This is a genomic window from Metamycoplasma phocicerebrale, from assembly GCF_003383595.3.
In the GTDB taxonomy this organism is placed as follows: domain Bacteria; phylum Bacillota_I; class Bacilli_A; order Mycoplasmatales; family Metamycoplasmataceae; genus Metamycoplasma; species Metamycoplasma phocicerebrale.
Map to the genome: position 1 here is coordinate 717,227 of NZ_CP033058.2, position 23,574 is coordinate 740,800.

General features: G+C 25.2%; 22 protein-coding genes and 2 tRNA genes. 10 read left to right on the top strand and 14 right to left on the bottom strand.

What is annotated here, in order from left to right; genetic code table 4:
• Positions 1 to 165 precede the first annotated feature (165 nt).
• The 5 genes from DMC14_RS03140 (at position 166) to rpmE (ending at position 6,305) form a co-directional block, all read left to right on the top strand.
• Positions 166 to 648, top strand: a complete 483-nt coding sequence (locus DMC14_RS03140; RefSeq protein ID WP_116171768.1) for an MSC_0623 family F1-like ATPase-associated protein — start codon at positions 166 to 168, stop codon at positions 646 to 648.
• A complete protein-coding gene (locus tag DMC14_RS03145) occupies positions 638 to 2,185 on the top strand; it encodes an MSC_0619 family F1-like ATPase alpha subunit (protein ID WP_116171769.1) in 1,548 nt (515 codons plus the stop codon). Before DMC14_RS03140 ends, DMC14_RS03145 begins: the two co-directional genes overlap by 11 nt.
• On the top strand, positions 2,182 to 3,561 hold the full coding sequence (locus DMC14_RS03150) for an MSC_0618 family F1-like ATPase beta subunit (protein ID WP_116171770.1): 1,380 nt from the start codon (positions 2,182 to 2,184) through the stop codon (positions 3,559 to 3,561). The genes DMC14_RS03145 and DMC14_RS03150 overlap by 4 nt, the downstream gene beginning before the upstream one ends.
• Positions 3,562 to 3,644: 83 nt before the next feature.
• Positions 3,645 to 6,038 carry a phosphoketolase family protein gene (locus DMC14_RS03155; RefSeq protein ID WP_116171771.1) on the top strand — a complete coding sequence of 798 codons (2,394 nt, stop codon included), beginning with the start codon at positions 3,645 to 3,647 and terminating at the stop codon, positions 6,036 to 6,038.
• Positions 6,039 to 6,095: 57 nt separating this feature from the next.
• Positions 6,096 to 6,305, top strand: a complete 210-nt coding sequence (gene rpmE / locus DMC14_RS03160) for a 50S ribosomal protein L31 (protein ID WP_045434127.1) — start codon at positions 6,096 to 6,098, stop codon at positions 6,303 to 6,305.
• 51 nt (positions 6,306 to 6,356) lie between these two features.
• Here rpmE and DMC14_RS03165 read toward each other — a convergent pair whose 3' ends face one another.
• The 3 genes from DMC14_RS03165 to ileS all read right to left on the bottom strand — a co-directional run bounded on the left by DMC14_RS03165 (position 6,357) and on the right by ileS (position 9,961).
• Positions 6,357 to 6,605 carry a hypothetical protein gene (locus DMC14_RS03165; RefSeq protein WP_277870937.1) on the bottom strand — a complete coding sequence of 83 codons (249 nt, stop codon included), beginning with the start codon at positions 6,603 to 6,605 and terminating at the stop codon, positions 6,357 to 6,359.
• Between the two features lie 79 nt (positions 6,606 to 6,684).
• On the bottom strand, positions 6,685 to 7,299 hold the full coding sequence (locus tag DMC14_RS06575) for a signal peptidase II (protein WP_116171772.1): 615 nt from the start codon (positions 7,297 to 7,299) through the stop codon (positions 6,685 to 6,687).
• Entirely contained in the window at positions 7,289 to 9,961 is a 2,673-nt protein-coding gene (gene ileS, locus DMC14_RS06580) for an isoleucine--tRNA ligase (RefSeq protein WP_116171773.1), read from the bottom strand. The genes DMC14_RS06575 and ileS overlap by 11 nt, the downstream gene beginning before the upstream one ends.
• 201 nt (positions 9,962 to 10,162) lie before the next feature.
• On the opposite strand from ileS, the gene leuS reads away from it, so the two are divergent.
• Positions 10,163 to 12,568 (top strand): leucine--tRNA ligase, encoded by a 2,406-nt coding sequence (gene leuS / locus DMC14_RS03180; protein ID WP_116171774.1) that lies wholly within the window; start codon positions 10,163 to 10,165, stop codon positions 12,566 to 12,568.
• Between the two features lie 81 nt (positions 12,569 to 12,649).
• Here leuS and DMC14_RS03185 read toward each other — a convergent pair.
• Positions 12,650 to 12,724, bottom strand: a tRNA-Gln gene (locus tag DMC14_RS03185).
• A gap of 3 nt (positions 12,725 to 12,727) precedes the next feature.
• A tRNA-Tyr gene (locus DMC14_RS03190) sits at positions 12,728 to 12,811 on the bottom strand.
• Positions 12,812 to 13,315: 504 nt separating this feature from the next.
• Here DMC14_RS03190 and DMC14_RS03195 point away from each other — a divergent pair.
• The 3 genes from DMC14_RS03195 to DMC14_RS03205 all read left to right on the top strand — a co-directional run bounded on the left by DMC14_RS03195 (position 13,316) and on the right by DMC14_RS03205 (position 14,722).
• Entirely contained in the window at positions 13,316 to 13,486 is a 171-nt protein-coding gene (locus tag DMC14_RS03195) for a helix-turn-helix domain-containing protein (RefSeq protein WP_116171529.1), read from the top strand.
• Positions 13,487 to 13,556: 70 nt separating this feature from the next.
• Positions 13,557 to 13,826, top strand: coding sequence for a hypothetical protein (locus tag DMC14_RS06585; RefSeq protein WP_116171530.1), 270 nt, complete (start codon positions 13,557 to 13,559; stop codon positions 13,824 to 13,826).
• Positions 13,826 to 14,722, top strand: coding sequence for an IS3 family transposase (locus DMC14_RS03205; RefSeq protein ID WP_277870957.1), 897 nt, complete (start codon positions 13,826 to 13,828; stop codon positions 14,720 to 14,722). The genes DMC14_RS06585 and DMC14_RS03205 overlap by 1 nt, the downstream gene beginning before the upstream one ends.
• An 80-nt stretch (positions 14,723 to 14,802) precedes the next feature.
• Here DMC14_RS03205 and DMC14_RS06590 read toward each other — a convergent pair whose 3' ends face one another.
• The 6 genes from DMC14_RS06590 to DMC14_RS06610 form a co-directional block, all read right to left on the bottom strand.
• Positions 14,803 to 16,011 (bottom strand): variable surface lipoprotein, encoded by a 1,209-nt coding sequence (locus DMC14_RS06590; protein ID WP_116171775.1) that lies wholly within the window; start codon positions 16,009 to 16,011, stop codon positions 14,803 to 14,805.
• Between the two features lie 61 nt (positions 16,012 to 16,072).
• Positions 16,073 to 16,459, bottom strand: coding sequence for a hypothetical protein (locus DMC14_RS06595; protein ID WP_116171776.1), 387 nt, complete (start codon positions 16,457 to 16,459; stop codon positions 16,073 to 16,075).
• A gap of 466 nt (positions 16,460 to 16,925) precedes the next feature.
• A complete protein-coding gene (locus DMC14_RS06600) occupies positions 16,926 to 17,405 on the bottom strand; it encodes a helix-turn-helix domain-containing protein (protein ID WP_116171777.1) in 480 nt (159 codons plus the stop codon).
• Between the two features lie 97 nt (positions 17,406 to 17,502).
• Positions 17,503 to 18,345 carry a hypothetical protein gene (locus DMC14_RS06605; protein WP_116171778.1) on the bottom strand — a complete coding sequence of 281 codons (843 nt, stop codon included), beginning with the start codon at positions 18,343 to 18,345 and terminating at the stop codon, positions 17,503 to 17,505.
• Between the two features lie 204 nt (positions 18,346 to 18,549).
• Positions 18,550 to 19,203: a hypothetical protein gene (locus DMC14_RS03230; RefSeq protein WP_116171779.1), complete on the bottom strand. Its 654-nt coding sequence runs from the start codon at positions 19,201 to 19,203 to the stop codon at positions 18,550 to 18,552.
• Positions 19,203 to 20,231, bottom strand: a complete 1,029-nt coding sequence (locus tag DMC14_RS06610; protein ID WP_277870960.1) for a nicotinate phosphoribosyltransferase — start codon at positions 20,229 to 20,231, stop codon at positions 19,203 to 19,205. Before DMC14_RS06610 ends, DMC14_RS03230 begins: the two co-directional genes overlap by 1 nt.
• Positions 20,232 to 20,306: 75 nt before the next feature.
• Here DMC14_RS06610 and DMC14_RS03240 point away from each other — a divergent pair, with 75 nt between their 5' ends.
• A complete protein-coding gene (locus DMC14_RS03240) occupies positions 20,307 to 20,726 on the top strand; it encodes a hypothetical protein (protein WP_116171781.1) in 420 nt (139 codons plus the stop codon).
• 22 nt (positions 20,727 to 20,748) lie between these two features.
• Here DMC14_RS03240 and yidC read toward each other — a convergent pair whose 3' ends face one another.
• The 3 genes from yidC to rpmH are packed head-to-tail and all read right to left on the bottom strand — an operon-like array spanning position 20,749 to position 23,300.
• Positions 20,749 to 22,800, bottom strand: a complete 2,052-nt coding sequence (gene yidC, locus DMC14_RS03245) for a membrane protein insertase YidC (protein ID WP_116171782.1) — start codon at positions 22,798 to 22,800, stop codon at positions 20,749 to 20,751.
• On the bottom strand, positions 22,787 to 23,116 hold the full coding sequence (gene rnpA, locus DMC14_RS06615; RefSeq protein ID WP_116171783.1) for a ribonuclease P protein component: 330 nt from the start codon (positions 23,114 to 23,116) through the stop codon (positions 22,787 to 22,789). Before rnpA ends, yidC begins: the two co-directional genes overlap by 14 nt.
• A gap of 37 nt (positions 23,117 to 23,153) precedes the next feature.
• On the bottom strand, positions 23,154 to 23,300 hold the full coding sequence (gene rpmH, locus DMC14_RS03255) for a 50S ribosomal protein L34 (protein ID WP_116171784.1): 147 nt from the start codon (positions 23,298 to 23,300) through the stop codon (positions 23,154 to 23,156).
• Positions 23,301 to 23,574 lie beyond the last annotated feature (274 nt).

Genomic DNA, 23,574 nt, shown 5'->3' on the forward strand with positions numbered 1-23,574 from the left:
AATTTAAAATGAAATTTGCAACTATAGAAAGAGGTAAAAAAATATATTTTGCATTTTTAAATAATATTAACTAATAAATTTTAATAAAAAATATTTTCTATTGAATTTTAAGGTAAAGAAGTTTATAATTTATAAACATTTAAAATAAATTTTAAGGAAGATCTAATGCTTAAAAACACTGATTTAGAATTAAAATCAAATAAAGACGATATTTTATTTTGATTAGAAAAAAAATTAACGAAAGGCAACTTTATTAATTTTGATAAATTATTATCTACTGTCTTGTTAACTAATTCTTTAACAAAAGATAATAAAGATTTTGTTTCTTTTTTGAATAAAATTAATAATGCTTTAAAAAATTTTGAAAAAATAGATTTTATAAATTTCGCAATTGATTTTCAAAATGATAAGAAATTTAGTATTAGCAAAAAAGTCCCTGTTATTAATTTTAATTTAAAAAATGTTTTATCAACTACTGGTTTTGAAAATTTTTATAATTTAGAAATTGACAATTTATTAGAAAATTATTATGTTGAATTTTTACCAAATATAGTTTTATATAAAACCAAAGATTCTAGTAATTTTAGAATATATATTATGTCAAGCTATTTTAAAAATATGGTTAAAGGAGAAAAAAATGCCAACTAAAAAGAATACACAATCAATAAAAGAACCTAGAATTGTTTCTATTTTTGGATATATTGTAGAAGTTGTGGGTGAATTTACTTACGAACAAGGCCAACAATTTGTATGTACAAGAGATTCATCTATTAAAATGATATTAATAAACTGTACTTTGGATAGAGCATTTTTATTGGCTAATAATGATAATAAAGAATTAAAAATTAATGACACAATTAAAGCTATCGAAAGAAGCGATGTTTATAGTTCAAATGAACATTTTGGGAAAGTAATAGATATTTTTGGAAATGCTATTTTGCCTGAATATCAAGAAATAAAAATAAATTCTAAAGACCCTCATAGTCCTATTTTTAAATTAGCTCATGATTTAATGACTGTTAAAATGTTAAATGAACAATTGTACACAGGTTTTACTTCAATAGATTTATTGATACCTATTGGTAAAGGGCAACGTGAATTAATTATTGGTGATAGACAAACAGGAAAAACACACATAGCAATCAATGTTATTCTTAATCAAGCGAAGACGAATACTAAATGTATATATGTTGCAATAGGCCAAAAGAAAGAAAGTATTTCAAAAATTTATAACACTTTAAAAGAACATGATGCTTTAAAAAATACAATAATTATAGATGCTCCTGCAACAAGTGCATATGAACAATATTTAGCGCCTTACGTAGGAATGGCTCATGCAGAAAACATTTCCTTAAAAGAAGATGTGGTTATTATTTTTGATGATTTAACTAAGCACGCTAATATAATTCGTGAAATTGCTTTATTAACTGATAAGCCAGTTGGCAAAGAAGCAATGCCTGGAGATATATTTTTCGCGCATTCACAATTATTAGAAAGAGCTGGATCATTTGTTAATAAAAAAACAATTACAGCTTTGCCAATAATACAAACAATAGATGGTGATATTACATCTTTAATTTCTTCTAATGTTATTTCTATTACGGATGGTCAAATAGTAACTAGTGCTAGTTTATTCTCACAAGGTATATTGCCAGCTGTTAATATTAATCTTTCAGTATCAAGAACTGGTTCTTCTGTTCAAAATAGAATAATGTCAAAAGTTGCTTCTGAAGTAGGAAAAACTTTTAGACAATATAAAAGACATTTAAAATTAGCAATGTTAGATTATGAATTAAACAAAGAAACTTCAGAACTTTTATATAAGGGAAAAATGATTGATAAAATGTTTATTCAAAAAGGGCATTCTTTATATTCAAATAAATTTGTTTTATTAATGTCAAAATTAATTTCTTGAAAAATTTTAAAAGGAATTAAAAATGAACAAAAAGCTTTAGAATTTATAAATACTTTAATTGATACAAATGAAGAAGCTAAAAAAGTTTATAACACAATTCAAACTAGCGATAATTATGATGATGATTTAATTAAAGACTTTTTTGCTTATGCATTGCAACAATATTCAGATTATTTAAATTTAGGTTGAAAAACTGATTATGAACATGAATTTGTTGAATTTAATAATTCTTATTTAGAAAAAATAGCAAAAATGTTAGGGGATAAATAATGGGTAAAATTATAAAATTATGATCTGATATAGTTGAAATTAAATTTCCTAAAAATGGTTTGCCCTCAGTTAATCATTTATTAACTACAAATAAAGGAAAAACATTTTTATTAGTTAAAAGAATAATAGACGAAGAAACAGTAAGAGCAATAATTATTTATGCATCTAAAGAAATAACAATGGAAGATGAAATAGTTAATACTAAAAAAAGTTTTATGGTTCCTGTTGGTCTGAACTCTAAAAATAATATTTATTCTTTTGAAGGTAAACCACTTTTAGAAAATAGATTAACTATGCCAAATTATGTAGAAATGAACTCTACAATTAATAAAGATCGTTACCTAGATAATAAATTAGAAATTATTGAAACTGGTATTAAGGCAATCGACTTTTTTATACCTATTATAAAAGGTTATAAATTAGGTATTTTTGGAGGAGCCGGTGTTGGTAAAACAGTTTTAATGAAGGAAATAATTTTCAACATTAATAAAGAATCTAAAAAAACTTCAAATGTTTTTATAGGTTCTGGAGAACGTTCTCGTGAAGCTATTGAATTATTTAATGAATTAGAATCTTCAAAATTAATGAAAAACTCAGTTATGTATATTTCTAAAATGAACGAATCTCCTGGAGCTAGAATGTCAATAGTTCCTATTGGTATTACAGCTGCAGAATATTTAAGAGATAAAGATAAAGAAGACGTTTTATTATTTATTGATAACATTTATCGTTTTGTGCAAGCTGAAAATGAAGTAAGTGCCTCTTTAGGCAAAAAGCCTTCAGTAGGAGGATATCAATCCACTCTTGAAAGCGATATTGCTAATGTTGAAAATAGATTGTATAAAAATAAAAATGGATCAATTACTTCTTTTCAAACTATCTTTTTACCAATGGATGATTTGAGCGATCCTTCAGCAGTTGCAGTTTTTAATCATTTGGATGGTAATTTAGTTTTATCTCGTAATCAAACAGCTAAAAATATTTTTCCCGCTTTTGATCCTTTGGCTAGTTCATCTAATTCTGTTGATGAAAAAATTATAGGAAAAAAACATTTTGAAGCTATCATAGAAACTAAAAGAATTCTAAAAGCATATAAAGATTTAGAAGATGTTATTATGATTTTAGGTTTTGATGAATTAGATGACCAAAGTAAGAATACAGTTAAAAAAGCTTTGCAATTAGAAAACTTTTTCACTCAAAATTTCTTTATGACTGAGCATTTTACTAAAAACCCTGGAGTTTATGTATCTTTAGAAGATACTGTAAAATCAGTTCAAAGAATTTTGGATGGAAAATATTTAAAACAAAGCCCTGAAATTTTTGCATATGTAGGTTCAAATTTAAAAATACCTACAGACGAAGAATTAGGTTTATAAATAAATGCCTATGGCATTTTTTTATTATCATTTTTAAATATTGAAATAAGGTAAAATATTAATACATTAAAGAAAGAGGAGCGATGAAATTAAATAATAAAAATAAATATGATGAAATTAAATACTTTGAATCGATGGACAAATGATTTAGGGCAGCCAATTATTTGAGTGTAGCTCAAATATACCTAAGAGACAACCCATTATTACAAAAACCATTAAGTGCTAATGATATAAAACTATATCCAATTGGGCATTGAGGAACAATACCGGGACAAAATTTTATTTATGTACATTTAAATAGAGTTATTAATAAATATGATTTAAATATGTTTTATATAGAAGGACCTGGTCATGGGGGTCAGGTTATGATATCTAATTCATATTTAGATGGGTCATATACTGAAATTTATCCTGAAATTACTGAAAATGTTGAAGGTTTGCAAAAAATGTGTAAAAGGTTTTCATTTCCTGGAGGTACAGCAAGTCATGCCGCGCCAGAAAGCCCAGGCTCTATTCACGAAGGAGGAGAATTAGGGTATTCATTGTCTCATGCTACAGGAGCAATTTTAGATAACCCTGATGTTATTGCTGCAACTATAATAGGAGATGGAGAAGCAGAAACTGGTCCATTGTGTGCTGGTTGATTTTCTAATTCTTTTATTAATCCTGTAAATGATGGAGTAATTTTGCCTATATTACATCTAAATGGAGGTAAAATTTCTAACCCAACTTTATTATCAAGAAAACCTGAATCAGAAATAAAAGAATATTTTAAAGGTATGGGTTGAGATCCGATCGTGTTTAATTGGTCTTCTAAAAAAAATAATATTGAAATACATAAAGAAATGGCTTTATTAATGGATGAAGCAATAGAAAAAATAATTAATATTAAAAAAGAAGCAAAAAAAATGGGTGCATCCAAAGCAAAAAGACCTAATTGACCAGTTTTAATTGTTAGAACTCCAAAGGGTTGAACTTGCCCAAAAGAGTGAGACGAAAATGCTATAGAAGGTAGTTTTAGGGCTCATCAGGTGCCATTGCCAGTTAGTGCCTTTAAAACAGAACATATTAAAGAATTAGAAAAATGACTTAAATCATATAAACCTCAGGAATTGTTTGACCAAGACGGAAAAATAATTGAAGAAATTAGATCATTGGCTCCAAAAGGCGATTCTAGAATGGCAACAAATCCAATTACTAATGGAGGAATAAATTCTAAAGTATTAGATTTAAGTTCTTGAGAAAAATTTGCTTTAAATATTGATTATCCTGGTTCTAAAAAAGCCCAAGATATGGTGGAATTAGGAAAATATATGGCCGATACTATTATTAGAAACCCCAAAAACTTTAGAGTTTTTGGGCCTGATGAAACTAAATCAAATAGGTTATTTGCTTTATTTGATGTTACTAAAAGACAATGATTGGAAAATGCTTCAGAAATTTATGATGAATGAGTAGCTCCAGAAGGAAGAATTATAGATTCACAATTAAGTGAACATCAAGCAGAAGGTTTTTTAGAAGGTTATGTATTAACAGGGCGTCATGGTTTTTTTGCTTCTTATGAATCATTTTTGAGAGTTGTGGATTCGATGTTAACTCAACACATGAAATGAGTGAAAAAGTCACTAGAATTGCCTTGAAGAAAAGATTATCCATCTTTAAATATAATAGCAACATCTACCGCTTTTCAACAAGACCATAATGGATATACTCACCAGGACCCAGGGCTTTTGGGTCATTTAGCAGATAAAAGACCAGAATTAATTAGAGAATATTTACCTGCTGATGCTAACACATTATTAGCAGTAATGGAAAAATCTTTAAAAGATAGAAATGTAATTAATTTAATAGTTGCATCAAAACAACCTAGAGAACAATTTTTTACCAAAAACGAAGCTAAAGAATTAGTTGAGAAAGGATATAAAATTATAGATTGAGCTTCTAATGTTAATAAAAAAGAAGAACCTGAAATTGTATTTGTTTCTTCTGGCGTAGAACCTAATTTAGAATCACTTGCTGCCATTTCTATAATTAATAAATATTTTCCTAAATTGAAGATTAGATATGTAAATGTTGTTGATTTATTAAAATTAAGAGTTCCTAAAATTGATTCTCGTGGATTAAGTCAAGAAGAATTTGATGCAGTATTTACAAAAGATAAACCAATAGTTTTTGCTTTCCATGGCTATGAAGGATTAATAAGAGATATATTTTTCGGTAGAAATAATCATAATTTAGTAATACATGGATATAGAGAAAATGGTGATATAACAACCAGTTTTGATATAAGGCAATTAAGCCACATGGATAGATATCACATTGCTAAAAATGCTATAGCTAAATTATTTGGTAAACAAGAACAACAATTTTTAGACTTAATGGATAAAAAATTAGAAGAACATACTCAATATATACGTGAATATGGTTATGATATGCCTGAAGTTGTTGAATGAAAATGAAAAAATATCAACGAATAAAAAAAATTTGGTAAAATAATACCTAGTTAATTAACTTATACTATAAAGGAGCATGCTATGAAAAAAGAAATTCATCCAAAATATGCTGAAATAAAAGCTACATGTTCATCATGTAATTCAGAATTTATTTTTGGTTCAACTGCTGAAAAAGTAACTTTAGATGTTTGCTCTAATTGTCATGCATTCTACACAGGAAATCGTACAGATGTTAAAGCTCGTGGTCGTGTAGAAAGATTTAATAAGATATTAGAAAAATCAAAAAAATAGTTCTAATTAGCAGAAAATAATAACTCAGGTTTTACCCTGAGTTTTTTATTATTAAATGCAGTAATGAAACCCTACATTAAATCCAATAGAATTGTCTGAATCTTCTCATTTAGCGTTAAAACCATCTTTTGTTTTAATTTCTCCTTTTGAGGAACTTGCACTTCTAATTAATCCAACCGTTGAACCGACAGCAGATAACACAATAGGAAGAGCGCTTAAAATAGAACCAATAATTCCTGATATGGCCATTCCTCCTGCTAATTCATTAGCTTCATATTCACTTAATTTTTGCAATTTCATATTTACCTCCACCAATATCTATAACAAATATAAAAATTTAAATATAAAAATAAAGAAAAAATTAAGAAAAAAACAGCCATTAGTTTTGGCTGTTAAATGAAACAGAGTCATTTTCAAAATTTTGGTCATTTTCTTGCTTTTTTTTATTTTTTGCATATACAACACTAATTGTTATTATTATCGATAATAATGTTCCAATAGCTCCTACAACCAATCATACATCTGCAAAATTGAATACTCCATAGTTAGCTCAAGGTAAGTTAATAATATCTCTTACTCCACCGAAAGCAAAACGGTCATACATATTGCCAAAAGATCCGCCGGCCACCATACTTAAAAAAACCGATACTGAAATAAAATTTTTATCTTTAATAAAAGTAATTCCAAACAAAGCTCCAAATATAATTAAAAAGCTTATTATGTGAAGCATAGTCATATTTGATTCAAAAATTCCTATTGTTGTACCCTTATGAAGAATTGATTTAAAAATAATAAATGAATTTCCTATAGCATAATCTTCATTAACTATTAAATTTGCTTTATCTTTTCATTTAAAAAGAAACTCTTTAGTCAATAAATCTACTAATGCAAAAAGAAACATAGCACCAATAAAAATAGAAATATTAATAACAATTATTTTTCAATATTTTTTTCAATATTCTTTTGAAAAATATTTTAATTTTTTATCTTCCATTGATTACTCCCTCACATCTTTTACAAATTTCTAATTTTTCATTAAAATCTTTTTGTTCAAAATGGTTTCAACATCTTAAACATTTTTTAGATTCTAATTTTGAAACTTTAGTTTCCTTTCCAAATTCGACTTTTGCAACCATTAATAATTTAGTTAAAGGTAAAGATTTAATAAATTTAGAATCAGTTTTTATAGTTACAAAAGCTTCATTTTGACGTTTCATAACTTGATTTTTAATATTTTCTTCAATTAATCTATAAACTTCATCTTTTAAAATAAAAAATTCTTCTCATTGTTTTTCTAAATCAGTTTTTTGTTTTGTTGCTAAATTTCATTTTAGTAAATGAACAGAAGGCATTTTAGAAGGAACATTATAAAATTCATAAACTTCTTCCATTGTTGTTGGTAATATCGGAGCTAAAATTTGCATCAATGATTCTAAAACTTTAGCAAAAACTGTTTGAACTTGTCTTCTTTCTAAATCATTTTCTCTATCCAAATAAAGAATATCTTTAGTAATAGAAATATAATATGAACTTAAATCAATTATAAAGTTATTAACTTCTTTAACCACATTTACAAATCTATAATTATCATAATAGTGAATTGCTTTTGCTTCTAAATTGTTTAATTTTTCTAGCATTAAAGCATGTATACCATCAATTTTAATTTCTTTAAAATCAAAATCAGAAATACCACCTAGCATAAATTTAATTGTATTTCTTAGTTTACGGTAGATTTCTACATTTTGGTCTAATATTTTATTATCAATAGTAATATCAGCTGTATATTCTGAATTAGCTGCTCACAATCTCAAAATATCTGAACCATATTTTTTTGAAACTTCAAGAGGATCCACTGTATTTCCTAAAGATTTAGACATTTTTCTACCTTTACCATCAAGAGTAAAACCATGAGAAATAAAAGCTTTAAAAGGACTTTTGTTTCTTCAAGCTACTGAGTTAATCATTGAACTATTAAATCAACCTCTATATTGGTCTGAACCTTCCAAATATAAATCAAATGGTGCTTCAATATTTGAAGGTTTAACTCCTAATGAAGTAGAACCAGAATCAAATCAGACATCCATAATATCATTTTCTTTATAAAATCCTAAACCTCTATATTTTTCTGGCAATAATTCGTCAACTGTTTTTTCATATCAAATATTTGAGCCATGTTTTTTTACTAAATCAATTACATAATCAAAAATTTCTTCTTTTAAAACAGGTTTTTTATTTTTATCATAAAAAGCAATTATAGGTACTCCTCATGATCTTTGTCTAGAAATACATCAAGTATCTCTATTTTCTAGCATAAGTAGTAATCTATTTTTTGACCAATCATTATATGTTTTGACATTATTAATTTCTTGAATAATTTTATCTTTAATTGGTTTTAAAGATACAAATCATTGTGGTGTTGCACGATACATAATTGGTAAATGAGTTCTTCAATCATGTGGGTAAGAGTGTTTAATTTTCTTAAATCCTAGTAATAAGTTATTTTCTTCCAAAAATTTACCTATTAAAGGATTTGCATCATCATAAAAAATTCCATTAAATTGTAAAGCTTTTTCATTTAATGTTCCGTCATCTTCAACATGCATTATTTTTTCTAAATTATTCTTATTACCAATAATAAAGTCATCTTCTCCAAATAAAGGTGCCATATGAACTAAACCTGTACCATTTTCAAGAGTAACATGGTGGCCTTCTACTATTGGACATAATAATTTATTAATTGGACTTTCATATTTCACATTCAAAAGTTCTTTTCCCTTAAAACTTGAACCTATAATTTTATAATTTTCTCATTTGCAGGCGTTTGCTATTGATTCTAATAATTCTTTTGCAACTACATAATTATTGTTATTAACTTTAACTTTTATATATTCAAAATCTTTATTAATAGCTACACCTGAATTAGCAATTAAAGTTCAAGGAGTTGTTGTTCAAATTAAAATAAAGTCATTTTTAGAAACCAAATTATTTCCTATATTAACTTTAAATGCAACATATAAGGATGGTGAAATATGATCTGCATATTCTACCTCAGCTTCAGCTAAAGCTGATTGTGAAGAAGGAGATCAATAAATAGGTTTTAAATCTTTATATATCAACCCATCAAAAACCATTTTTTTAAACAATTTTAATTGTTCAGCTTCAAATTCTTTATCAAGAGTAATATAAATTTCAGAAAAATCAGTTAATAAAGATAATTGTTTAAATTGTTCTTTTTGTTTTTGAACTTGACTTAAAGCATATTCTCCGCAAGCTTTTCTTAATTCAGAAATTGAAAAATCTTTGGCACTCATTTTTCTTTCTAATAGCATTTTATGCTCAATAGGTAAACCATGAGTATCTCATCCTGCTACAAAAGGGCTGTAGAAACCTTGCATATTTTTAGAACGAACAATAATATCTTTTAAAATTTTATTTAAGGCATGACCAACATGAATGTTTCCGTTTGCATATGGAGGCCCATCATGTAATATAAATGATTTATTGTTTTTATTTTGTTCTAATACTCTTTTATATAAATTTATTTCTTCTCATCTTTTTCTATATAAAATTTCTTTTTCTGATAAATTGGCCTTCATTGAAAAATCAGTTTTAGGCATTAATAATGTATTTTTATAATCTTTGTTTTTTTCTTCCATAAATATCACCTTATATCTTATTTTTAAAAAATAATATATAAATTTTACAACATTTAGTTTAAAAAAAATGTCTTTGCTTATAATAATTATTTAGTTTAGAAAAAATTCTTTTAATTTTTAGATAAAAATTTAATTATTGCTTTTTTAAATTTTGTTTTTTTTAAAATAAAAAAAGTTTTTTATTAATGTAAAATTAATAACATGTATAATCACAAATTAATTGAAAAAAAATGACAAGATTTTTGAGAAAAAAACGAATCTTTTAAAACAACTGAAAAACATAATAAAAAATCTTATATCTTAGATATGTTTCCATATCCTTCTGGAGCCGGGCTTCATGTCGGACATTTAGAAGGATATACTGCAACGGATATAATTTCAAGATATAAAAGATTAAATGGTTATGATGTATTGCATCCAATAGGTTGGGATGCTTTTGGTTTACCTGCTGAACAGTATGCTTTAAAAACAGGAAATCATCCAGCTTCTTTTACATTAAAAAATATAGATAACTTTAGAAGACAACTAAAATTAATAGGTTTCTCTTATGACTATAAAAAAGAAATAAATACAACTGATCCTAAATTTTATGTTTGAACTCAATGAATCTTTAAAGAATTATATAAACAAGGTTTAGCATCAATCGAGGAAATTGATGTCAATTGATGCGAAGGTTTGGGTACAGTTTTAGCAAATGAAGAAATAATTGAAATCGATGGAATTAGAGTTTCGGAACGAGGGCATTTCCCAGTTATTAGGAAACCTATGAAACAATGGGTTTTAAAAATAACTGCTTATGCTGATAAGCTATTAGAAGGTTTAAATGAATTGGATTGACCCGAAAGTCTTAAATTATTACAAAGAAATTGAATTGGTAAATCAGAAGGTCATGTTGTCGAATGAAACATTTTAAATTCAGATAAAACATTAAAAACATTTACTACAAGATTAGATACGATTTTTGGAGTTTCAGCTTTAGTAATAAGTCCAGAACACCCATTATTATTAAAATTAACTTCTTTAGATAAAAAGAAAGAAGTTAAAGAATATATAGAAATAGCAAAAACTAAAAACGATTTAGAAAGATCACAATTAAATAAACAAAAAACAGGTTTGTTTATAGGAACTTATGCAATACACCCATTAACAAAAGAAAAAATTCAAATATGGGTTTCTGATTATGTATTAATGACTTATGGCACTGGGGCTGTCATGTCAGTTCCTGCTCATGATTCTAGAGATTATGACTTTGCTAAAAAATATAGTTTAAACATAAAACCTATTATCGAAACCAAAGAATTACCTTATTTAGAAGATGGAAAACATATCAATTCTGACATGGCTAATGGATTGAATATTGAAGAAGCTAAGGAATCAATTTATTTTGCTTTAAAAGATATTAAAAAAATTGAAAAGAAAACAAATTACAAACTTAGAGATTGGGTTTTTTCACGTCAAAGATATTGAGGAGAGCCATTTCCAGTTTTATTTGATGAGGAAGATAATATTTATTTAGTAAAAGAATTGGTTAAATTACCAGAAATAAATAATATAAAACCATCAGGTACAACTAATGGGCCATTAGCAAATGTTAAAGAATGAATGAATGTCGAATATAAAAATAAAAAATATAAACATGATACAAATGTTATGCCACAATGAGCCGGTTCAAGTTGATATTTTTTAGCTTATATATTAAAAAATGAAGATGGAAGTTATACTCCTTTAAATAGTGAAGAAGCTAAAAAAAGATTTGAAAACTGAATGCCTGTAGATTTATATATTGGTGGTCAAGAGCATGCAGTATTACATTTATTATATGCAAGATTTTGACATAGATTTTTATATGATCTGGGTATAGTCAATACTAAGGAACCTTTTGCTAAATTAATAAATCAAGGTTTAATTTTAGGTCCTGATGGTCAAAAAATGTCAAAATCTCTTGGAAATGTAATAAACCCAGATGGATTGGTTGAATCACATGGAGCAGATGCTTTAAGATTATATGAAATGTTCATGGGGCCTTTAACAGATTCTAAATCTTGAAATACAGACTCTTTAAATGGTATGAGAAAATGGTTAGATAAGATTTATAATTTAATATTAAATTTAAAGGATAATATAGATATAGCGGAAAAAAACCCAAAATTAGATAGTAAAATTAATCAATTAATATTAGATATAAATGAAAATATTGAAAAATATAAATTTAATATAGCTATTAGTAAATTTATGGTTTTTGCTAATTATTTGTCAACATTAAATAAAATTAATTCTTTGAATATTATTAAAATTTTTGCTATTTTATTATCTCCTTTTGCCCCTCATATATCTGAAGAATTCTTAGAATTAATTGATGAAAAATCAATGCAATACCAAAATTGGCCATATGCCGACAAAGATAAAATAATTTCTGAAAATGTTCAAATTGGAATTCAAATTAATGGTAAGGTTAGAGGTCAAATTGAAATATTGCCTGAGTGAAATGAAGATGAAATAATAGAAATAGCTAAAAATATTCCAACTATTAAAAAATGATTAGAAAACAAACAAATAGTTAAAGTCATATATATTGAAAACAAAATCTTAAATATTATTATTAAATAGGCTTAGCCTATTTTTTTTATAAAAAAAATAAAAAAATATGAAGTTAAATTTCTTCATATTTATTAATCGCTTAAAACGATATGGCTGCCCTTGTTAGATTCGAACTAACGAATGACGGTACCAAAAACCGCTGCCTTTCCACTTGGCTAAAGGGCAATATGGTGGAGGGGGAGGGATTCGAACCCCCGAACCGTTAGGAAGTGGGTTACAGCCACCCGCGTTTGGCCGCTTCGCTACCCCTCCATATTGATTAGCATAGATTATTATAATATAGAAAAAAATTTTTTTTACAAAAAAACTAAATACTTATTTTCAAGACTATTTTTAGTTGTTTTGTTTGTATTTTAATTTTTTAAAAAACCTTGATAATTTATAAAAATAACCAAAAAGCTATAAATATCTTTAATATTTAAAATACACATTAAAATACAACAAAAAAACAAAATGCAAACAAAATAAAAATAATTAAATTTTTAATCCTTTTATCTTCTAACATAGTTGTAAGCTTAATTTGTTTAATCGCCACCTTGTTAATTTTTATTCAAAAAGCACAAAAATAAAAAATAGACTTAAATTTTAATTATATTTATTTAAATAGAAACATAATTTTTATTATAATTATTGTAGTTTTTATAAAAAACAATATTAAAATAGGAGAAAAATTATGTCAAATAAAAGTAGATTAGTCTTGTATAGTGAACCCCTAAAGTTGGACCAAACAACGGAATAACTTTAGGGGTTTTTATTATGAAATTAAAAAATGAAGAAAAAATAAAAATAATCAAACTTTCAAATGAAGGTTATAGCATTAAAGATTTATGTGAAATGTATAATGTAAGCAAAACTACAATAGCGACTATTAGATCTCTATATAAAATACATAAATATGATTTCTTAAGCAAAAACAAAAAAAAATAACTATTCTTTTAATTTTAAAATTTGAATTATTAAATTAGTTAAAACTGGTCGCTCTATTCACGATATTGCTGTGAAATTTAACATAAATTCTGGTGTTATTTATAGTTGAATAAAAAAATATTTAAATTTAGATTATAATGGTCTTAAAAGAAAAATAGGAAGGCCATGTAAAATGAATTTAAATAAAAAACTTAAAGAAAAAGAAACAACAACAGATAAAGATAAAAAAATAAAAGAACTAGAAGAACGTAATGCTCAGCTTGAAATGGAAAATGATTTGCTAAAAAAATTGAGAGCCTTGGTTCAACAAAGGAAAGAGCAACAAAAAAAGAAAAAGTAATTGTTGTATATGAATCAAGGCTAAAATATCCTTTAAATAAAATGCTATTATTTTTTCAAATTGCTAAATCTACATATTTTTATATTTTAAAAAATATAAATGAAGAGGATTCTAACAAGAAAGAAAAAAAATTAATTCTTGACATTTTTAATAAAAATAAAGCAAGGTATGGATATAGAAGAATAACTTTAGAACTAAAAAATAGAGGCTTTATTATCAATCATAAAAAAGTAAAACGATTAATGAGTGAGCTAAATATATACGGTAAGCAACCTAAAGCTAAATATAAATCATATAAAGGCGAAATTGGCAAAATATGCAAAAATCTTTTATTAAAAAAAGTTGTTGACAAGAATAAAAATATTACTTATTTTAATAGAGATTTTCAAACTAGCAACATAAACCAAATTTGGAGTACAGATGTTTCAGAATTTCATATTGCTTCTGGAAAAGTATATTTATCACCAATTATAGATGCAAATAGTCGCGAAATTATATCTTACACAATATCAAGAAGTCCAAATTTTAAACAAACTATTGATATGTTAAAAATTGCCTTTAAAAAACACAAAAATTTAAATGGTTTAATTTTGCACTCTGATCAGGGTTGACAATATCAAATGAAAGAATATAGAGATATTCTAAAAGAAAAAAACATTCTGCAAAGCATGTCTCGAAAAGGAAATTGTTATGACAATTGTATAATTGAAATTTTTTTCGGAACAATGAAGAATGAAATGTTTTACGGTCATGAATATGAATTTAAGTCATTAGATGAATTAGAAAACGCAATGCACAAATATATAAAGTATTATAATGAAAATAGAATAATAACAAAATTAAGAGGAATGACACCTAAACAATATAGATGCCATTCGCTTAATAATTTAAAATAATTTTTTTAGTCCAACTTTTGGGGTTCACCCTATTTTGATATAGTGCTTGTTTTTTATTTACTTTAACATTTAGAAAAAAATTAATTAATTGATTTAAATTTTAAATTTAAGGAATTATTGTTTTCGTCAAATCAAGTTTCCAAAGCTTTAATAGAACTTTGTAAAGTGTGTTTTTTAAGAGCTAAAATCTTGTGGCCTTTTGGATTTGAACCATATTCTGTTTTATTTAAAAAGTATTTTTTAATTCAAATATATTTTGGAATTTTATTATCAAAAAAGAAATCATTGTCTTCGGTATTAAAACCCATTAAGTAAGCTAAGGGATTATAAAATTCATTTAAAAGCTTAACAATTTTATTATATTGGTTTGCCGGATCATAAAAATGCTCTAGTATAGGAACAGGAAAAGCATAAAGTTTATTTTCCAATTCTAAAGCTATATTAACATCAATTATTAACATTTTATCTATTAAAATGATTTGTATTAATTCTTTTAAATTTTCTTTTTGGTCTTTTGGCATTAAATCTAATTGTTCTTTTAAGGTTTTAGATTCATCATTAACATTTTCTAAAAGATAAACAAAGAATTTATTAATTTTTTTAGTTGCTAACTTAATTGCAGCTGTTTGACTTTTTGAATGCAAATAAGCCTCAAAAGTTAGTCATAAAGGCACAATAGAAATATTTTGTTTTCTAATTTCTTCAATAGCATCTTTTGAAAAATAAGCGATATATGGGTCTTTATCTCTAAGTCTTGATTCGGTAAAAAATTGATAATTACTCTCTCATTGATCTGAAACATGTAATAATTCTGGATTTTTTTCAAAAAGTTCAGCTTTTCATTTTTGTATAGCTTGAAATTTTAATTGAGCTCATTCTTCAGGTAAAGCATCATTTGCTGTCATACTTTGATAGAAATCGTCTATGGCTTTTTGAGCTTCCTTATAACGTTCAATTTTTCTTTGTTTAGATTCATATTCACTAGTTTCGTTTCCCAAAGAGTCTAAAACTTTAAGTTTGTTGATATTTATAAAATAATGTCAAAATTGATGAGGTCCAGGTCAATCATTATTTGAAGCCAAGGGTTTAGGGCATTCATATAGCAATTTGGTATCAAATCTTTTAGATTCATCTGGTTTTGGGACATTTGGTAGTTTAATTTCAGGTTTTTTGGGTTGAGGTTTATATGGTTTGGCATATAGTCAATCACAACTTGCAGATATTAACGGTAAGGTTGGTATAGTTGCGACTAAAGGAGATAACATTAAAAATAATTTTTGTTTTTTCATAAATCCTACTTATTTTCATTTTAGCACAAATACTTAATTTTTGAATTTATTAGATTAAAAATTAAAATTCTTTAGTGTCATCGTTAGTGTTTAAAACTTCATTGTTTTTGTCTATTTGTTCTTCTAAAGTGTTATTAGATAAAAATTCATCAAATTTTTCTTTCAAACCTTTTTCGCCTAATAAATCAATTTCAAAAATATCATAATTAGATAACGATTCTTTTTGAATTGTTTTAAAAGTAAAAAATTCATCTCTTACTTTTGCAGCTCTAGCAGTCCTAATGAAAGAATATTTTTTATCAAGAACAATTTTATAAAAACTTTTTATGTCTTTAATACCTTCAACAGAAATTTGTCAAGTAGCCATTTTTGAAATTGGACTAACTCTAACTAATTTAATAGCTTTTTCTTCAAAATCTTTTCAATTTTTATAATTAGTTTTAATCATAATAATTAACTTTATTTATTGTTGTAATATCTTTCTGAAGTTAAATTTTTAAAAATATTAAAATTTGATTTGATTTTGCTTATTTTCATTTTTTTTCCTTTCTTTTTTCTTTTGTATTATTTTCTTTTTTTAAACTTACTAAATATTTAAACTTACTCTATAAATATCAAATATTTGTTAATGTACTAATAAATTCTAAATAAACTAAAGTATATGTATATATTTAACTCTTGTAATTAATAACTAAGTAATTAATAACTTATGTAATTAATAACTAATAAGGTAGTAAGTGCAATAAGTTTCACCTGTCAAGTGCAAAAGTCTGCATAGTCAAGTGCAAAAGTCTGCATAGTCAAGTGCAAATGTTTGCTTTGGTAGGCAAAATTACTAAATTTGTAAGCCTGGCCTTTTTGCAAAACCCGCTAAAATATAAAATTTCAAAACAGATCTTTAGTAAAATGAAAAATTAATACCCTCGTTTTTTTGTTTCTTCATTTTCATAATCCTTTAGTAAATTTTCGAAAGTCTTATTAATTTCTAATTCATTAATTCTTTCTTTAATTTCTGAATTTTCAATATGTTCTTCTCAAACAAAATCATGTTTATTAAAATAAATTTTATTTTTATAACCAACGCCTTCACTAGAAGTGACAATAATTTTTAGATTTTTTAAATCAGTTAAATATTGCTTAGAGGTTCTAATACTAACATTTAATGTTTTTGCAAGCTCTTCAGCTGGATAAATTATAAAAATCCCATTTTCATCATTAAAAGTTCAAGAATTTTGTGATTTATTAAATCTTTTTCATAAAGCTATGTAGGCTCCAAAAAGTTTTGTGTTCTTTGTAGCAACTAAAACTAAATAAATAATATCTGAAATTACTGTATAACTTGATTTACTTTTATCTCCAGGATTAATGCAATTTTTAAATTCCTGGTATTTCATTTTTTTCCTTAAATATTTTTTCTAAATGTAAAGAAATAAAAAACAAGCTGTTTTCTAGCTTGTTAAATATTCTAAACCCCTAAATTTTGAACACTACCTATTTTTTTGTTAATTTTTTATTTATAAAATCTTCATAATTATTTTCATTAATTTGATTATCTTTAATTTCAAATACATTGATATCAAGCTTATAGTTATATCAGTATGATGCTTTTAATGCTTCACTAGGTTTTAAAAATAAATTTAAAACAGATAAATTTTGAACAATACTAATTTTATTATTTTCTATACCTATTGAACTTTTCGAGATATTGTCATTTATATTTTTATAATTAAAATAAATTGAAGGTTGAAAAACAAAAATATAATTTTTATTTTTATCTAATTTATTGTTTAATTCTTTTAAAAAGTTTTCATATTGTATGTCATTATTGTTGTCTATTAAAAAATTTAAAAACTTATATTTTTCTAAAAGATTTTTATTAGCATCTTTTTCATTTAATTTTTTTGTTAAAATATTTTGTCCATTTTTTGAAAATATAAATCAATAAGGTTCATTTATTTGGTTTATAACATTTTTAGATATTGCTCTATGATCATAATAATCTTGGCAATCAATATCTGGGTCTTTTCAATTTTCATTTTTATATATATTATATTCTTTAATAGGACAAGGTCTTTTTCAATATACATCAGCATTTGAAATTTGAGCTATTGATTTAAAATAAACACTTTCTTCTTTTAAATTGTTTTCATTAAATAATTTATTATTTTTAAAAATGGTATTTTTTGTTAATTTCACATCTAATAAAGAATTGGTTTTTGAGCAACTATCTGCAATATTGTTAAAATCCTTAGTTCAAGTGTTTTGGCAAGCAACTAATGAAATAGGTGACAAAGCAACACAAGAAATTGCAAAACTTAATAATAATTTTTTCATACTCATACCCCGTTGAATTGTATATTTTTAAATGCATATTATTTTTTATATATCAAGTGATTTTTTTTCTAATATGTAAATCATCTTACATTAAAAATTATAATTCTGGTATTGAGTAAAAATATGATTTACTATAAGTTTTTGTTAAAAAAACACAATTGAATACAATTGTGCATTATAAAACTTTTAATAATTTGGCAATTTTTATTTTTTAGGTTTTGTAATAAAATATTTATCATATATATAATCATCTGCTGCGTGAAATAATTCTCTAATATAAGTAAAATAAGTTTTATACTTTTTAAAATCTCCTTTTCAAACTAATTTTTTATTTATAGTTTTTGAAAAATCAATTGCCATATAAACATCAAATATTCCAAATTCTTTTGTTGTTTCTATTATCATTTTTTGTATTATCATTCTTACTTTTGCGCTGTTGATATCTACTTCTTTTTTGTAATATTTTGCTTCAATATCAGCAAATACTCCAAAATAAATATTTAAACTTGAAGTTTGGTTGCTATATTTATCATTAAACAAATCATTAATTTGTTTTTCTTCCTCAGTTAAGCTAGATTCCTCAAATATTTTTTTGACATCAATTGCTCTTTTTGCATATTTATTTTCAGATTTTATAATTAATATAATTTTAATAATAATTAATATAAAAATAATTGTAAAAATTGAAGCAAAAATATATGAAGCTATAGTGCCGCCTAAATTAATTTTGCCAAATACATGTGCCCCAGTTAGAAATAAAATTATTCCTATAACTAAAAAAGCAAAAATAACCATAAATCCCAAAATATTAAACATTTTTTCTTTTGTTTGTTGTTTTTTTATTTGTTTTTGATCCATTACAAAATTTCTCCCTTAAATTGTTTTAGTTTATCATTTTTTAAATAACTTCTTCCTTCTTTTGCTATAAGTTTATCATTTAATTTAGTTGCATCAGCACTAAAATTAACTCATATTTTTAATAAAGAAGCTCCTACACCATAAGTATCTACAGGTGTATTTTCATCCTCAAATTCTTTAATTCTTTTGACATTAAAGCCACTTGAAACTGTAATTTTTACATGTTCTCCACCATTTCTGTCTAGTGCTTCTCTTAATCTTTTGACTTGGTTTTGAGTTACACCATATTCAGCTTCTCCTTCTTTGAACATCTTATCAATCAAAGCTTTAGAAGTGTCGATTCTAACTGCTTTTAAAGTTTTTCCAAATTTTTTTAAACAAGCTAATGAATCCGATATAACATCATTATGAAAATCTACCAAAGCATAAAGATTATCATTTGGAAAAGTCTTATGATAAGCTTCGGTTGCTCTTATAACATCTCCTTCAAATATTTGAATTAATGCATGTGGCATGCTTCCAAATGTTCTTGCTAAATCGTAATTAGAACTTAATAAAGTAGAATGATTTAATATACCACCCACTTTTAAGGCATAAGCATCATTTTGTTGATTTATATAGTGATCGGCTCTATCAGCCATACTTACAACATTTTTTCCATTAGCAGCTTTAATTACATTATAGGCATTAGTAGCTATTGAAGTTTGTCTTGCTAAAATTCCATCTATCATACCTTCTCAAATACCAAAGTCATAATAGTGACCTTCTAATTCCAACACTACTTCTCTATTATTTATAATAGAACCTTCTGGTAAATATCTTATTATATATTTGCTAGTATCTGTATTTTTGCATAAAAGTTTTAAAACTTCATTTATTCCACAAAGTTTTACATTATTGTGTCTTTGAAAAAACTGTAATGTTACAATTTCTTTTCTGCGAAATTTTTGAGCTATTTTTTTTGTTTTAAAAAAATAAATTGATATGTGGTCTTTTAATTTCATATTTCCTTCTTTTTTAAAAAATAAGAATTAGATTTTTTAAATATAATAAAATTATATATTATTAAGCCATAAAAATATAAATACAATTGGAGGCTATAAATGGAATCAGAGGCAAATGATAATTTAAAAAAAGCAAAAGCTTTATGTTTAGTGCAATTTATTTTTGGCAGTTTTTTTATTGCATTATTAGCTGCTTTTATTGGAGTGTTGTTGGCTATTTATTTGCCAAATAAGAAAACTATAACTTGGACATCTAATTTTGCTTATATTTTTATTACTATGTGGTTTATTGTTATTATATTAATTTTAATTACTAATTCAATTTTTGGTATTAAATATGCAAAATCAATAAATGATAAAAAATTAGAAAAATTATTTATGTATTCAGCAATATTTATAATCCCTATTTTTTCTTTATTTTCAGGGTTTCAAGCTGCCACCTTATTATTAAATAAAATAAGCTTTAAAAGAAATAAAACAAAAAAAGTAAAAAATAAAAAAATAAAAATCTCGAAATAATTAAATCGAGATTTTTTATTAACTAAGCAGTAGCTTTTTTAAACAAGAAAGGTTCTAATTTGTTTTTGTATCATTTTGTTTTTTGGATGTAATGAACAGCAATATGTTGTACTATTGTAAAAAGCCCACCAATTATTCAGTAAATTTGTAACCCAGCACTAAAGAATAGACCTATAACAACAAATATTAATGGAATTAACAATGCTTTTTTGTTTGATTTCTTCATAGCAGCTCTTTGATAAGCATCGGCTCGAAGAGATTTCTTTCTTTTCATTCTGAGAATTTTTGGCATAAATTGAGCTAATAGCTGAATTCCTGCCGATAAAATAACTATTGGTAGATATTGCATTTCGCCTAATTTAAATAATCTACTTATAGATGTTGCTGATAATTGAATTGAATATAATGTAGCTTGTTTAATTTCGGGAGCTGTTGAAACAATTCTAAACACAACAATTAATATAGGCAATGTTATTAGAGAACTGACAAGTTGAGCTAAAGGCGAAACATTTTCTTTTTTATATAATTCAGAAATTTCCATTTGTTTACGTTGTTGCATTTGCTTGTCATATTTATATGCTTCGTATTTTGCTTCAATTTTAGCTTTCTTTTGATTTAGTTCTTCCATTTTATTAGTACTAAATATACTTTTTGCCGAAACAAAGAAGGTTACTAATCTAACTATAATAACAGTAATAAATAAAGCAAGAATGATACTTCATCCAGTTGTTCCTAAACCTCTTATGATTGACATCATAAAATGTTCAAATGGATACACGAACATACCATAAAATGGTCCTTGTTGTCAATATTCTTTATATGTGCTTATAGGTTTTTGTGGCACTAATGAATCACTAGAAAACATTCTATATTTTCAAGCTTCAGGTTTATAGTTACCTGCTTTATTTATAGAAGAAACATAATATGTATTAATTTCTTTTCCATATTCAGCATCCATAACCTTGTAATTAGTCTTACTAAAAGAAGCAATAGATAAATAGTTTTGCATCATTGCTGCTGTTGATAAAAATAATGTATTTAAAGCTTGACCTTCTTCTTTAGTTAAACCTTGTGCTGGACCAATTAAGTTTTTGAATGAAAGAATATATTTATTTCATTCATTTACTAATTCATGTTTAGGCAACGCCTTTAATTCTGCAATAGTTTTACCATTTCTTTTTGAAACTGCATTTGCAAAATTAGATCTATTTTTAGAATCATTTAATCATGTGCTAAAAGTTTCTACTAAAAGAGTACTAAAAATATCAGCTAATAATGTGTTATATATTTCGGAACCGCCTATAGAAGCTAATGAAGTTTTAGCTAATTGCATTTCTTTCATATGTGTATAGTCATTGTGTGGAATTGGTGTAGCTTTTCCACTTTTTGGATCTTTTTGTATTTTTTGATAAGTTTCAAAAATAATTGATATAGGAACATACACATCTATTAATTTATTTACTGGTGTGTAGGTTTTAGTTTTTCCTACTCCTTTGTCATTGCCAAAGTTCATATATATGTAGTTTTTACCATTTCCATAAACTACACCTTTTTTACCAGGCTCGTTTTTTATTTCTATTTTTGAAATGTTTGTTCAATTTTTAGATTTTTCATCAAATGGAACTTCCAAATTTGTAGGTTTTTGTAGTTGCAACGCAAATGAAGAACCACCATAAATTCCATATTGGCCGCCATTTTTAGCATCTTGTTCTTTTAACAATTTAATTTGTTCTGGATCTTCAAGACCTAGGTAAGTATTAACTATAACGCCAGCCGATTCATTTATATTAGGAACGTAAAATTCGTTTTTAGCTTTATTTCATCTCATTGTAACAATATTAGGTGAAACATAATCTGATTTTGAATAAACTTCTTGACCAGATCCAACTTTAGTTCCAGATTTACCAGTCATAGATTGCACGCAACCAACTAAACCAATGGAAATAAACAAGATAATAAAAACTATTTTAATTCATTTTCATACCTTTTTTCACACAGACTTTGGTTGTTTAGAATCAGGTGACTGATTCATTCTAAACGCATCGTAATGCTTAGAACTATTATTCTTTGCCATCTGTTATCCTTTCATATATTTTGTGAATAGCTTTTACTTTTTCATCTCAACTAAGGTCAAAAAAACTTTTTCTAGCTATTATTATGGTGTCATAATTAATGTTACTAGTATCCATGTTTCTAATAATTGCTCTAATTTGGTTTCGATAATGATTTCTTTTAACCGCATTGGCAAATTGTTTTGGTATAGAAATACCCACTCTAAAATAGTTGGATTTACTAAAATAAATAATTAAATTTCTAGAAATGACTTGATTGTGATTATCAAGAATTTTTTGGAATTCTCAATTTTTTCTAACAGTATTTTTTTTACTCATATTTTTTTAATTTAATAATAATAAAAAGGTATCAAAACTATTTTTCGTCTGATACAGTTAATCTATGTCTTCCCTTAGCACGTCTTGCTGCTAAAACTTTACGTCCGTTTTTAGTTTGCATTCTTGCCATGAAACCATGCACTTTAATGTGTTTACGTTTTTTAGGTTGATATGTTCTTTTCATAATAAAATTCTCCTTTGCTTAGTGTCTAATAAAAATACTAGAATATATTTTACCAAAAAAAATAAAAAAATTAGAACCTGATTATTAATTATTAATTAATAAAAAAAGTTATTGTTAAAAAAATGTTTTAAAAAACTATTTCTTTTTGTTTTAAAAGAATCTTCAACTTTCAATTATTAACAATTTTTAATTTATCAAAAAAATTAATGTCAAAATAGAGAAAAAATTAAATTATAATCTAATTTTAAGATAAAAAATGAATAAAACAAATGTC